The sequence below is a fragment of the Stutzerimonas kunmingensis genome (genome assembly GCF_002929225.1).
GTDB lineage: Bacteria > Pseudomonadota > Gammaproteobacteria > Pseudomonadales > Pseudomonadaceae > Stutzerimonas.
In genome coordinates this window covers 416085-428179 of the sequence record NZ_PISM01000004.1, presented here as the reverse complement: position 1 = coordinate 428179, position 12095 = coordinate 416085, and the positions used below count along the sequence as shown (strand labels likewise).

Here is a 12095-nt window from a genome sequence, read left to right as displayed (position 1 = left end):
GGATGAACACCACCCCGACTTTGGTCTGAATGCAGTTCACAAAAACACCCGTCGTAGAGCCGTTCAGCCGCGGAAAATGGGGCGCCGCAACAAATCCACATACAAATAGTGTGGCGCTATGTCGCACATGCGAAACGTTGATTTCAGACATTGCCCGGGCTCGACCAGACTCTCTCCATCGCGAGAACGATTCTCGACTGCACAAGGAGACGGGGCCATGCTGAAGACCGTGACGTTCACCCTGATGCACTTCTGCATCGCCTTTTCGGTGACCTATGCACTGACTGGCAGCATCGCCATTGGCGGCCTGGTCGCCACCGTCGAACCGCTGTGCAACTCGGTGGGCTTCTACTTCCACGAGAAGCTCTGGCAGCGTTTCGAACGCAGTCCGGCAAGCAAGATGCCCATCCCCAAACATGCCTGGCTGCACCATCACGCCTGACGCCGTCGTCATTTCTCATCCTGCGCAGGGATCGAATCCGCAACCGCGCTGCCATAGTGAAGTTGGCTTGCATTGTGCGGCCGATGCAGTTCTATTGGGACAGGTAGCGCGGGACCCCGTCGCTGCCTTGCCACAGGCCAGCCGGGCCTGTTAACGGAGAAGCACCATGCAGCTGTTGTTGCGCCTGACCGCCCTGCTCGCCCTGGTCGTTGCGCCTGTCCACGCCGCCGATCTGACTGTCGAGGAGTACGGCTTCCCGCTGTCCAACCCCTTCGAAGCCACCATCGCCGGTACGCCCATCGAGCTACGCGCCGAAGTGCCGACCGATGACGATATCGACCAGGCCGACTACAACCTGCGTCTGCGTCCCGAACGCGAGTTCACCCTGCCGGACAACTTCTGGCCGGTCAAAAAGCTGCGTTATCGGCTCGCTCGGCAAAGCGGCCCCGCGCCACTCATGTTCATCATTTCCGGTACCGGCGCGCGCTATTCGGCAGGCAAGACCGAAGCCCTGAAGCGTCTGTTCTACGGCGCCGGCTACCATGTGGTGCAGTTGTCGTCGCCGACCAGCTATGACTTCATGTCCGCCGCCTCGCGCTACGCAACACCCGGGATCAGCAGCGACGATGCCAAGGACCTGTACCGGGTCATGCAGGCAGTCCGCGCGCAGCACCACAAGCTGCCCGTCACCGAATACCACCTCACCGGCTACAGCCTCGGCGCCCTGAATGCCGCGTTCGTCAGCCAGCTGGACGAAACCCGCCGCAGCTTCAACTTCAAGCGCGTGCTGCTGCTGAATCCGCCGGTCAACCTCTACACCTCGGTCAGCAACCTGGACAAGCTGGTGCAGACCCGCGTCGAAGGCATTAACGACCACACCACCTTCTACGAAGTGATTCTGGAAAAGCTCACGCGCTATTACCGTCAGAAGGGCTATATCGACCTCGACGAGGCCGTTCTCTACGATTTCCAGCAATCGAACCTGAAGCTCAGCGACGAGCAGATGGCGATGCTCATCGGTTCGGTGTTCCGCTTCTCCGCCGCGGATATCACCTTCACCTCCGACCTGATCAACCGTCGCGGCCTGATCACGCCTCCCGAGTATCCGATCAACGAAGGCACCCGTCTGGAGCCGTTCTTCAAGCGCGCACTGCTGTGCAGCTTCGACTGCTACATCACCGAGCAGGTGATTCCGATGTGGCGCGCCCAGTACGACGGCGGCAGCCTGACCCAGCTGATCCAGCAGGTCAGCCTGTACGCGCTGGAGGATTACCTGCGCCAGAGTCCGAAGATCGCCGTCATGCACAACGCCGACGACCTGATCCTCGGCGAGGGTGACCTCGGCTTCCTGCGCCGTACCTTCGGTGATCGCCTGACCCTTTATCCGCGAGGCGGCCACTGCGGCAACCTCAACTACCGCGTAAACACTCAACACATGCTGGAGTTCTTCCGTGGCTAAAGGAATGCTGCTGCCGTTGCTTCTGGCCAGTGGTCTGGCCTTCGCCGACACGCCGAAGGTGGATGAGGATGGTTTCACCCATCCGCTGCGCAATCTGGAGTTCAATCCCGGCCTGGATCAGCGCGAGTTCGAGCGCGCCACCTTCCAGGCACTGGACGTCTACGATCCGTTCGAGTCGGTCAACCGGCGCATCTACCACTTCAACTATCGGCTCGATCAGTGGGTGATGCTGCCGGTGGTGCGCGGCTATCGCTACGTCACGCCGCGGCCGGTGCGCACCGGCGTGAGCAATTTCTTCAGCAACCTCGGCGAAGTGCCGACGCTGTTCAACAGCCTGGCTCAACTCAAGGGCCAGCGCGCGGCGAACGCCACTGCACGTTTCCTGTTCAACAGCATCCTGGGTGTGGGCGGCCTCTGGGACCCGGCAACGCGCATGGGGCTGCCGCGTCAGAGCGAAGATTTCGGCCAGACCCTCGGTTATTGGGGCGTTCCCCAGGGTCCGTACCTGATTCTTCCGGCGCTGGGCCCGTCCAACCTGCGCGACACCACGGGCCGCGTGGCCGACTTCGCCGTCGAGCGGCAGGTGGAGTTTCTGCAGTATTCCGAAACCACCGGCGGCGAGTTGAGCCTGACGGCGCTGCGGGCCGTCAATGCGCGGCATGTCACCAGCTTCCGCTACGGTCAGCTCAATTCGCCGTTCGAATACGAGAAGGTGCGCTACGTCTACAGCCGGGCGCGGGATTTGCTGATAGAGGAATAATCCGCTTTATCGATCTTTTGTAGCGATATAACGCACCCATTGATCGAAGCCATGCACCTACTCTTGGCGAATTCAACCCGAGAGGCATTCGATCATGTCCCAGCGTGAAATTTTTTCCATCACCAGCGGCCGCGCCACGTCCGATGGCGCCGGCGTCAGCCTGACCCGCGTCTTCGGCGGCGCTGCCCCGGAGAGCTTCGATCCGTTCCTGATGCTCGACGAGTTCGGTTCCAACGACCCTGACGAGTACATTGCCGGCTTCCCGCCCCACCCACATCGCGGCTTCGAAACCATCACCTACATGCTCGAAGGACGCATGCGCCACGAGGATCACATGGGCAATGTGGGGTTGCTGGAGAGCGGTGGCGTGCAGTGGATGACCGCAGCGCGCGGCGTCATCCATAGCGAGATGCCGCAGCAGCAGGAAGGCACCATGCGCGGCTTCCAGCTATGGTTGAACCTGCCCTCCCACGCCAAGCTCGGCGATCCGGACTATCGGGATTTCGCCCCGGCCGAAATACCGCAACTCGCCCTGCCGGGCGGCGTGCAGGCCAAGGTCATCGCCGGCGCGTTCAAGGCCGGCGATATCGAACAGCACGGGATCGTGCAGCGGCCCGATACCGAGCCTCTGCTGTTCGACCTGCTGCTTTCAGCCGAGAGTGCCGTCTCGCCGCAAGTACCGGATGGCCATCGATTGCTGCTCTACGTCTATGAAGGGACGCTGCGGGTGGGTGAGCAGGCGGTGAGCAAAGGCCAGTTGGTTCAGATGTCCCAGGACGGCGAGCTCAATCTGTCCAGCGAACGTGGCGCCCGGCTGATGCTGCTGGCAGGCCGCCCACTCGGTGAGCCGATCGTGCAGTACGGGCCATTCGTGATGAACAGCCGCGAGGAGATCGAGCAGGCGCTGCGAGACTTCCGGGACGGTACGTTGGCCTGACCTGCGCGATCTGCCCGGGAAGACGCCAGGCCTGGCGCAAATGGCAGTCCACTAGACGGCCGAACGCGTCTTCCTCTTTTTATACAAGCTGGGCTCGCCTACCGGGCGGGTCTTGAAGCGGCGATGCGCCCAGAGGTACTGCTCGGGTACCGCACTGACCGCCTCTTCTATCCACTGGTTGATCCGCAGACAGTCCGCCTCTTCACTTTCACCCGGGAAATCCTGCAGCGGCGGATGGATCACCAGTCGATACCCCGAACCGTCCGCCAGGCGTTCCTGGGTGAAGGGTACGACCCGCGCCCTGCCCAGCCGGGCAAACTTGGTCGTGGCGGTGACGGTCGCCGCCTGGACGCCAAACAGCGGTACGAACAGGCTCTGTTTTCGCCCATAGTCCTGGTCCGGCGCGTACCAAATGGCGCGCCCCGCGCGCAATACCTTGAGCATCGCCCGCACATCCTCGCGCTCGATGGCACTCGCATCACGGTTGTGCCGTTCTCGCCCGCGACGCTGGACGAAGTCGAAAAGCGGATTCTTGTGCTCGCGATACATGCCATCGATGGTGTGCCGCTGGCCGAGCAGCGCGGCGCCGATCTCCAGCGTAGTGAAATGCAGCGCCATCAGGATCACACCCTGCCCTGCAGCCTGAGCCTGCTGCAGATGCTCGAGCCCATCGATCCTGGCCAGGCGCTGCAGGCGTGCCTGCGGCCACCACCAGCTCATGGCCATCTCGAAGAAGGCAATGCCGTTGGAGGCAAAGTTCTCCCGCAACAGACGCTCGCGTTGCGCCTGACTCAGTTCGGGGAAACACAGCTCCAGATTGCGCCGGGCGATGTAGCGACGCGAACCGGCGAAGCGAAACATCAGTGCGCCAAGCCCGCGCCCCAGTTTCAACAGAACCGAATATGGCAACTGGACCAACAACCACAGCACGCCCAGGCCCAGCCACAGCGGCCAAAAGCGCGGGTGCAGGAAGTACGCACGAAACTGAGGACGATCCATGAATAGCTCGACAACCGATGAAGCGACGCATTCTAGCGGCAAACGCCTGCGCTGACCGAGCCCAAGCGCACCGACGATCGCTTCACGGGCCGCTCGCGGGTTGCAGGCAGCGACGCGCCCCGCTATAAGTCCTCGCCATTTACCGTAGCAGACAGACCATGAGCCAAGCCGACCTCACCGATCAGTCCCCAGCCTTCCAGCTCAAGGGCAGCATGCTCGCCATCACCGTGCTGGAACTCGCCAGCAACGACATCGAGCGTCTCGACGAGCAACTCGCGGCCAAGGTCGAGCAGGCGCCGGACTTCTTCAATAACACCCCGCTGGTCCTGGCCTTGGACAAGCTGCCGGAGGCGGCTCGCGAGATCAATATCGCTGCGCTGGTCAGCCTGTGCCGCAAGCATCGTCTGCGTACCCTGGCCCTGCGCGCCAGCGAACCGTCCCACCTCGAGGCGGCCGCGGTGCTCGATCTGCCGGTGCTGCCGCCTTCCGGTGCTCGTGAGCGGCAGGTCGACCTGAGCTCGAAAACCCCGGCCAAACCAGCCGAGCCGGTCTATCGCCCGACCCGCGTCGTGACCACCCCCATCCGCGGCGGCCAGCAGGTCTACGCGCAAGGCGGCGACCTCATCGTTCTCGCTCCCGTGAGCCCCGGTGCGGAACTTCTCGCCGATGGCAACATCCATGTCTACGGTCCGCTTCGAGGTCGCGCCTTAGCGGGTATCAAAGGCGACACTTCGGCGCGGATCTTCTGTCAGCAACTCACCGCTGAAATGGTCTCCATCGCCGGCCAGTACAAGGTAGCCGAGGACCTGCGACGCGATCCTCTCTGGGCTGAAGCGGTACAGATCAGCCTCTCTGGCGACGTGTTGAACATCACCCGCCTTTAACGGATACTGCCGCGAATTTTCAAGGACCAAACGGGCAATCCTGACGCTGAAATCGGCGAAAGGTCCCGATTTTTTAAATATTTAGGGTGAATCACCTTGGCCAAGATCATCGTAGTCACTTCCGGCAAAGGTGGCGTTGGTAAAACCACCACCAGCGCCGCCATCGGTACCGGCCTCGCTCTGCGCGGCCACAAGACTGTCATCGTCGACTTCGACGTCGGTCTGCGGAACCTCGACTTGATCATGGGCTGCGAACGCCGGGTGGTTTACGACTTCGTCAACGTCATCAATGGCGACGCAACCCTGACCCAGGCCCTAATCAAGGACAAGCGTCTCGAGAACCTCTATGTGCTGGCCGCCAGCCAGACACGCGACAAGGACGCGCTGACCCAGGAAGGCGTTGGCAAGGTCATCGACGAGCTGGGCAAGAATTTCGAATACGTCATCTGCGACTCCCCGGCCGGTATCGAGAAGGGCGCGCACCTGGCGATGTACTTCGCCGACGAAGCCATCGTCGTCACCAACCCGGAAGTCTCTTCGGTTCGCGACTCCGACCGCATGCTCGGCCTCCTCGCGAGCAAGTCGCGTCGCGCCGAGAACGGCGAAGAACCGATCCGGGAGCATCTGCTGCTGACCCGCTACAACCCCGAGCGTGTCACCAAGGGCGAAATGCTCGGCGTCGAAGACGTCGAGGAAATCCTCTCCATCCGCCTGCTGGGCGTGATCCCCGAGTCGCAGGCTGTACTCAAGGCTTCCAACCAGGGTATTCCGGTGATTCTTGACGACCAGAGCGACGCCGGCCAGGCGTACAGCGACGCCGTGGACCGTCTGCTCGGCAAGGAAGTCGCGCACCGCTTCCTCGACGTCAAGAAGCCGGGCTTCCTGCAACGACTTTTCGGAGGCCGCGAATGAACCTTTTCGACTTCTTCCGTGAACGCAAGAAGAAGGAAACCCCAGCCGCGATCGCCAAGGAGCGTCTGCAGATCATCGTCGCCCACGAGCGGGGCCAGCGCACCGAGCCGGACTACCTGCCGGCCCTGCAAAAAGAGCTGGTCGAGGTGATCCGCAAGTACGTCAACATCGACAGCGATCAGGTCCAGGTTGCACTCGAGGACCAGGGCAGCTGCTCGATTCTCGAACTCAATATCACCCTGCCGGATCGCTGAGCGAAACCGGCGTACAGAAACGGCGGCCCACGGGTCGCCGTCTTCGTTTGTGGAAAAGCGAATGCCTCTAAGCGCTATCGAGATCGTCCATCAGGACGCTGCCCTGCTGGTCATCAACAAGCCGACCCTGCTGCTGTCCGTACCGGGCCGCGCCGAAGACAACCGTGACTGCCTGGTGACCCGCCTGCAGGAAAACGGCTATCCCGAAGCGCGCATCGTGCATCGCCTGGACTGGGAAACCTCCGGACTAATCGTGCTCGCCCGCGATGCCGATACGCACCGCGAACTGTCCCGCCAGTTCCATGATCGTGAAACGGAGAAGGCCTATACCGCGCTGTGCTGGGGCCAGCCGGAGCAGGACAGCGGCAGCATCGACCTGCCGCTGCGCTACGATCCACCGACCAAACCGCGCCACGTTGTCGACCACGAGCTGGGCAAGCACGCACTGACCTTCTGGCGCGTGCTTGAACGCTGCGGCGACTACAGCCGCGTCGAGCTGACCCCCATCACCGGCCGCTCCCACCAGTTGCGAGTCCATATGCTGTCGATCGGGCATCCGCTGCTCGGCGATCGCCTGTATGCCCACGAGCAAGCCCTGCAAGCCCATGAGCGCCTGTGTCTGCACGCCAGTATGCTCACCCTGACCCACCCGCAAACCGGCGAGCGCCTGCGCTTCGAGTGCCCCGCACCGTTCTGATGACGACAAGCACGTGCCATCGCTTGCACTTACTAAATGCAGGCGGTGCCGGTGCGCTTATTACCAGGTGTCGAATGCTATAGACTTCGTGACCTTGCAGTCCGGAGTCCGAAATGCGCAAAGCTCTCAACCAAGGCCTGATCGAATATCTGCAGGCGTCCCCTACCCCGTTCCATGCCACCCAGAATCTCGCCCAGGCGCTACAGGCCGCCGGCTACCGTGCGCTGGACGAGCGCGAGGTCTGGCATACCGAGGCGGGCGGGCGTTATTACGTTACCCGCAACGACTCGGCCATCATCGCCTTCCAGCTGGGCAGCAAGGCGCTCGTCGAACACGGCCTGCGCTTGGTTGGCGCCCATACCGACAGCCCGTGCCTGCGGGTCAAGCCGCAGCCCGAGCTGCAGCGCCAGGGCTTCTGGCAGCTGGGTGTCGAGGTGTATGGCGGCGCCCTGCTCGCTCCTTGGTTCGACCGCGATCTGTCGCTGGCCGGCCGTGTCACCTACAGCCGTGATGGCCGCATCGAAAGCCAGCTGATCGACTTCAAGGTTCCGATCGCGACGATTCCGAACCTGGCGATCCACCTCAATCGGGAAGCCAATCAGGGCTGGGCCATCAACGCGCAGAACGAGCTACCGCCGATTCTGGCCCAGATCGCCAGCCAGGAAAGCCCGGACTTCCGCGCACTGCTCGCCGATCAACTCGGCCGTGAGCATGGGCTGGTCGCCGACGTGGTGCTGGACTTCGAACTGAGCTTCTACGACACCCAGAGCGCCGCGGTCATCGGCCTGCACGGTGACTTCATCGCCGGCGCGCGTCTGGACAATCTGCTCTCGTGCTTTGCGGGCTTGCAGGCCTTGCTGAACGCCGAACCCGAGCACACCTGCGTGCTGGTCTGCACCGATCACGAGGAAGTCGGCTCCACTTCGCTGTGCGGCGCGGATGGCCCGTTCCTGGAGCAGGTCTTGCGTCGCGTGCTGCCGGATGAGGACGACTTCCAGCGCGCCATCAGCCATTCCCTGCTGATTTCCGCCGACAATGCCCACGCGGTGCACCCGAACTACGCCGACAAGCACGACGGCAATCACGGGCCGAAGCTCAACGCTGGTCCAGTGATCAAGGTGAACAACAACCAACGCTACGCCACCAGCAGCGAAACTGCCGGCTTCTTCCGCCATCTCTGCCTGGAAAACGAAGTGCCGGTGCAGAGTTTCGTCACCCGCAGCGACATGGGTTGCGGCTCCACAATCGGCCCGATCACGGCCAGTCAGCTGGGTGTGCGTACCGTCGACATCGGCCTGCCGACCTTCGCCATGCACTCGATCCGCGAGCTTGCGGGTAGCCAGGACCTGGCGCATCTGGTCAAGGTACTGACCGCGTTCTACGCCAGCAGCCAGTTGCCTTGAACCGCACCGGGCAGGTCTGCAGCACTGCAAACCTGCTCGATCCATCAAGGCATAGCGAAATCTGGCTCCGTCCACATCAGGACGATGCGGATCAGGAAAGCGCGCTATCGATCACCAGGGCCACCTTGCCGGACACTGTGTTGCTGGCCAGCGTTTCGAATGCAGCCTCCACATCACCGATGGCAAAGGTTCGCTCCAGACGCGGCGAAAGCTTGCCCTGGGTGAACAGCGGCCAGACCTTCTCTTCCATTTCCGCCAGCAGCCCGGCCTTGTAATCGGCGTCGCGGCTGCGCAGGGTCGAGCCGATCAACTGGATGCGCTTGGCCAGCAAACCAGCCAGATCCATCTCGGCCTTGCGTCCGCCCATCAAGCCGATCATCACCCAACGCCCATCCATCGCCAGCAGCTGCATATTCAATGCGGCGTACTTGGCACCGACCGGGTCGAGGATCATGTCGAACGGACCAAAATCGCGTAGCGCTTCGAGCGAGTCACCACGCAGCACACCACCCTGAGCACCGAGCGACTCACAGTAGGCCAGCCGCTCGGCCGAGCCGACACTGACCCAGCAGGGATTGCCGAAAGCCTTGCACAACTGGATCGCCGCCGAGCCAACACCACTGGCGCCAGCGTGCAGCAGCACCTTGTCGCCGGCCAGTAAAGCGCCCAGGCGATAGAGATTGAGCCAGGCCGTGGCATATACCTCCGGGATCACCGCAGCTTCATGCAGCGACATGCCCTCGGGAACCGGCAGCGCGTGACGGGCATCGACCACCACCTCCTCGGCCATGCCACCACCAGCCAGCAGCGTGCACACGCGATCACCCACCTTCCAGCGGCTGCGCCCACTGACCTCGGCGACCACCCCTGCGCATTCCAGCCCCAGGATGTCGGTGACACCTGCCGGCGGCGGATAGTGTCCGCCTCGCTGCAGCAGGTCCGCACGGTTCAGCCCGGCAGCAGCCACACGGATACGGATTTCGCCATCGCCGCACGCCGGAGCCGGTCGCTCGGCCCACTCCAGATGCCCCTCGATACCTTGCAATGCCTTCATGCTGCCTCCATAGTGGTTCCTATCTATGCCCACCCAACTGATCGCTCGCTGGCCTTCTTTGACCACCTCAACCATCGGGCTTGTGCTTTCCACCGCCGGACGGAAAAACGAACCGGCGCCTACTTTAGATGGCCTAATATGCGTTATTCCCTAGCCTCACGTCGCCCCCAAGCCATGAAACGTACGCTGACCTGCACCGTTCTCGCCGTCCTTTTCGGCCTTCACGCTTCCCTGGCGATGGCCAAAGCCGTCAGCACGCCGGAGAACTGGGACTACCTGCAACCCGATCGTGACCAGGTCATAGCCAGCCTGAACGTCGTCGAACTGCTCAAGCGCCATCACTACAACAAGCCGCCGCTGAACGACGCGCGTTCGGCAAAGATCTTCGACAGCTACATCCAGATGCTCGATCCCTCGCGCAGCTATTTCCTGGCATCCGACCTCGAAGAGTTCGGCAAGTGGCGCAACCAGTTCGACGACTTCCTCAAGGGCGGCAATCTCGAACCCGGTTTCATCATCTACTCCCGTCATCTCGAGCGCTTGCAGAACCGGTTGAACTACGCCCTGAGCCTGCTCGACAAGGGCGTCGACAGCTTCGACTTCAGCGTCGACGAGGAGCTGCTGGTCGACCGTGAGAAGGCCGCCTGGGCCAAGGACACCGCAGAGCTGGATGACCTGTGGCGCAAACGGGTAAAGGACGAGGTATTGCGTCTGAAGATCGCCGGCAAGGAGCCGAAGGCCATTGAGGAACTGCTGACCAAACGCTACAAGAACCAGCTATCGCGCCTGAACCAGACCCGTGGCGAGGACGTTTTCCAGACCTACATCAACGCCTTCGCGCAGACCTACGATCCGCACACCCAATACCTGTCGCCGGACAGCGCGGAGAATTTCGACATCAACATGAGCCTGTCGCTCGAGGGCATCGGCGCGGTGCTGCAGAGTGACAACGAGCACGTGAAGATCGTACGCCTGGTGCCGGCAGGCCCGGCGGAGAAGAGCAAGCAGCTGGCGCCAGCGGACAAGATTGTCGGCGTCGGCCAGGCCAACGATGAGATGGTCGACGTCATCGGCTGGCGCCTGGATGAGGTGGTCAAGCTCATCCGCGGCCCGAAGGGTTCGGTCGTACGCCTTGAAGTCATCCCGGCGAGCAATGCGCCGAATGACCAAAGCAGCAAGGTCGTCGCCATTACCCGCGAAGCGGTGAAGCTCGAGGAGCAGGCAGCGAAGAAGTCGGTGTTGAACCTGGAACACCAGGGGCAGAACTTCAAGCTCGGTGTGATCGAGATTCCAGCGTTCTATCTGGACTTCAAGGCACTGCGCGCCGGGGACCAGAACTACAAGAGCACCACGCGTGACGTCAAAAAGCTGCTCTCCGAACTGGAAGCAGAGAAAGTCGACGGCGTGGTCATCGACCTGCGCAACAACGGCGGCGGCTCACTGCAAGAGGCCACCGAGCTCACCGGCCTGTTCATCGATCAGGGGCCGACTGTGCTGGTACGCAACAGCGATGGCCGCGTAGACGTGCTTGCCGATGAACAGACCGGCGCGCTGTACAAGGGGCCGCTGGCCGTCCTCGTCAACCGTCTTTCTGCATCGGCCTCGGAGATCTTCGCCGGCGCGATGCAGGACTACCACCGGGCCTTAATCCTCGGTGGCCAGACCTTCGGCAAGGGCACCGTGCAGACAATCCAGCCTCTCAACCATGGTGAGCTGAAACTGACCCTGGCCAAGTTTTACCGCGTATCCGGGCAGAGCACTCAACATCAGGGTGTGATTCCCGACATCAGCTACCCTGCCGATGTCGACACCAAGGAAATCGGTGAGAGTGCGCTGCCGGAAGCGCTGCCTTGGGACAGCATCCGCGCGGCGATCAATCCGGACATGAACCCGTTCAAGCCGTTCCTCGCCGAGCTGAAGGCACGCCACGAAGCACGCACCGGCGAGAACCCGGACTTCGTCTTCACCCGCGATCGTCTGGCGCTTGCCCAGGAGCTGATGCACGAAACCACCGTCAGCCTCAATGAAGAAAAGCGGCGTGCACAACAGGCCGATATCGAGAAGCGTCAGCTGGCCTTGGAGAATGCATTGCGCCTGGCCAAAGGTGAGGAGCCACTGGCAAAGCTGGAGAAGGAAGACGAAAACACGCCTCACGCGGAAGCGGACAAACCAAAGCCGGAGGATGATGCCTACCTCTCCGAGAGCGGGCGCATTCTGCTCGATTACCTCGGTCTCAGCTCGGCGATGGCCAAGCACTGAATCGAGTGGAACGCCGCGATGTCATCAAATTGACA

At 62.2% G+C, this 12095-nt stretch carries 12 protein-coding genes; 10 read left to right on the top strand and 2 right to left on the bottom strand.

Annotated elements, in window-relative coordinates; genetic code table 11:
* Nucleotides 1–217 precede the first annotated feature (217 nt).
* From CW305_RS03105 to CW305_RS03090, 4 genes are all read left to right on the top strand, one after another.
* The gene (locus CW305_RS03105; RefSeq protein WP_014819793.1) at nucleotides 218–442 is read left to right on the top strand and encodes a DUF2061 domain-containing protein; all 225 of its coding nucleotides are present in this window, start codon (nucleotides 218–220) and stop codon (nucleotides 440–442) included.
* Nucleotides 443–608: 166 nt separating this feature from the next.
* Nucleotides 609–1901, top strand: coding sequence for an alpha/beta fold hydrolase family protein (locus tag CW305_RS03100; protein WP_044315883.1), 1293 nt, complete (start codon nucleotides 609–611; stop codon nucleotides 1899–1901).
* A 4-nt stretch (nucleotides 1902–1905) separates the two neighbouring features.
* Nucleotides 1906–2661 (top strand): MlaA family lipoprotein, encoded by a 756-nt coding sequence (locus CW305_RS03095; RefSeq protein WP_042926118.1) that lies wholly within the window; start codon nucleotides 1906–1908, stop codon nucleotides 2659–2661.
* 94 nt (nucleotides 2662–2755) lie between these two features.
* Nucleotides 2756–3598: a pirin family protein gene (locus tag CW305_RS03090; RefSeq protein ID WP_104097081.1), complete on the top strand. Its 843-nt coding sequence runs from the start codon at nucleotides 2756–2758 to the stop codon at nucleotides 3596–3598.
* Between the two features lie 51 nt (nucleotides 3599–3649).
* Here the strand turns inward: CW305_RS03090 and CW305_RS03085 are convergent, their stop codons facing one another.
* On the bottom strand, nucleotides 3650–4597 hold the full coding sequence (locus CW305_RS03085) for a lipid A biosynthesis lauroyl acyltransferase (protein ID WP_014819789.1): 948 nt from the start codon (nucleotides 4595–4597) through the stop codon (nucleotides 3650–3652).
* 158 nt (nucleotides 4598–4755) lie between these two features.
* Between CW305_RS03085 and minC the strand changes: the two genes are divergently transcribed.
* From minC to CW305_RS03060, 5 genes are all read left to right on the top strand, one after another.
* The gene (gene minC / locus CW305_RS03080; RefSeq protein ID WP_104097080.1) at nucleotides 4756–5481 is read left to right on the top strand and encodes a septum site-determining protein MinC; all 726 of its coding nucleotides are present in this window, start codon (nucleotides 4756–4758) and stop codon (nucleotides 5479–5481) included.
* Nucleotides 5482–5577: 96 nt separating this feature from the next.
* Entirely contained in the window at nucleotides 5578–6393 is an 816-nt protein-coding gene (gene minD, locus CW305_RS03075; protein WP_003301265.1) for a septum site-determining protein MinD, read from the top strand.
* Nucleotides 6390–6647, top strand: a complete 258-nt coding sequence (minE, locus tag CW305_RS03070) for a cell division topological specificity factor MinE (RefSeq protein WP_003301267.1) — start codon at nucleotides 6390–6392, stop codon at nucleotides 6645–6647. Before minD ends, minE begins: the two co-directional genes overlap by 4 nt.
* A gap of 61 nt (nucleotides 6648–6708) precedes the next feature.
* Entirely contained in the window at nucleotides 6709–7344 is a 636-nt protein-coding gene (locus CW305_RS03065) for an RluA family pseudouridine synthase (RefSeq protein WP_044314585.1), read from the top strand.
* A 113-nt stretch (nucleotides 7345–7457) separates the two neighbouring features.
* Nucleotides 7458–8747 carry a M18 family aminopeptidase gene (locus CW305_RS03060; RefSeq protein ID WP_003301269.1) on the top strand — a complete coding sequence of 430 codons (1290 nt, stop codon included), beginning with the start codon at nucleotides 7458–7460 and terminating at the stop codon, nucleotides 8745–8747.
* Between the two features lie 91 nt (nucleotides 8748–8838).
* Here the strand turns inward: CW305_RS03060 and CW305_RS03055 are convergent, their stop codons facing one another.
* Nucleotides 8839–9801, bottom strand: a complete 963-nt coding sequence (locus tag CW305_RS03055) for an NAD(P)H-quinone oxidoreductase (protein WP_014819785.1) — start codon at nucleotides 9799–9801, stop codon at nucleotides 8839–8841.
* 174 nt (nucleotides 9802–9975) lie between these two features.
* Between CW305_RS03055 and CW305_RS03050 the strand changes: the two genes are divergently transcribed.
* A complete protein-coding gene (locus tag CW305_RS03050) occupies nucleotides 9976–12060 on the top strand; it encodes a carboxy terminal-processing peptidase (RefSeq protein WP_003301272.1) in 2085 nt (694 codons plus the stop codon).
* Nucleotides 12061–12095 lie beyond the last annotated feature (35 nt).

Excerpts from the sequence above, each read along its gene's own strand:
- CW305_RS03095 (WP_042926118.1), top strand. The coding sequence starts at position 1,906 with ATGCTGCTGCCGTTGCTTCTGGCCAGTGGTCTGGCCTTCGCCGACACG.
- CW305_RS03090 (WP_104097081.1), top strand. The coding sequence starts at position 2,756 with ATGTCCCAGCGTGAAATTTTTTCCATCACCAGCGGCCGCGCCACGTCC.
- CW305_RS03100 (WP_044315883.1), top strand. The coding sequence starts at position 609 with ATGCAGCTGTTGTTGCGCCTGACCGCCCTGCTCGCCCTGGTCGTTGCG.
- CW305_RS03050 (WP_003301272.1), top strand. The coding sequence starts at position 9,976 with ATGAAACGTACGCTGACCTGCACCGTTCTCGCCGTCCTTTTCGGCCTT.
- minE (WP_003301267.1), top strand. The coding sequence starts at position 6,390 with ATGAACCTTTTCGACTTCTTCCGTGAACGCAAGAAGAAGGAAACCCCA.
- minC (WP_104097080.1), top strand. The coding sequence starts at position 4,756 with ATGAGCCAAGCCGACCTCACCGATCAGTCCCCAGCCTTCCAGCTCAAG.
- CW305_RS03085 (WP_014819789.1), bottom strand. The coding sequence starts at position 4,597 with ATGGATCGTCCTCAGTTTCGTGCGTACTTCCTGCACCCGCGCTTTTGG.
- CW305_RS03105 (WP_014819793.1), top strand. The coding sequence starts at position 218 with ATGCTGAAGACCGTGACGTTCACCCTGATGCACTTCTGCATCGCCTTT.
- CW305_RS03060 (WP_003301269.1), top strand. The coding sequence starts at position 7,458 with ATGCGCAAAGCTCTCAACCAAGGCCTGATCGAATATCTGCAGGCGTCC.
- CW305_RS03055 (WP_014819785.1), bottom strand. The coding sequence starts at position 9,801 with ATGAAGGCATTGCAAGGTATCGAGGGGCATCTGGAGTGGGCCGAGCGA.
- CW305_RS03065 (WP_044314585.1), top strand. The coding sequence starts at position 6,709 with ATGCCTCTAAGCGCTATCGAGATCGTCCATCAGGACGCTGCCCTGCTG.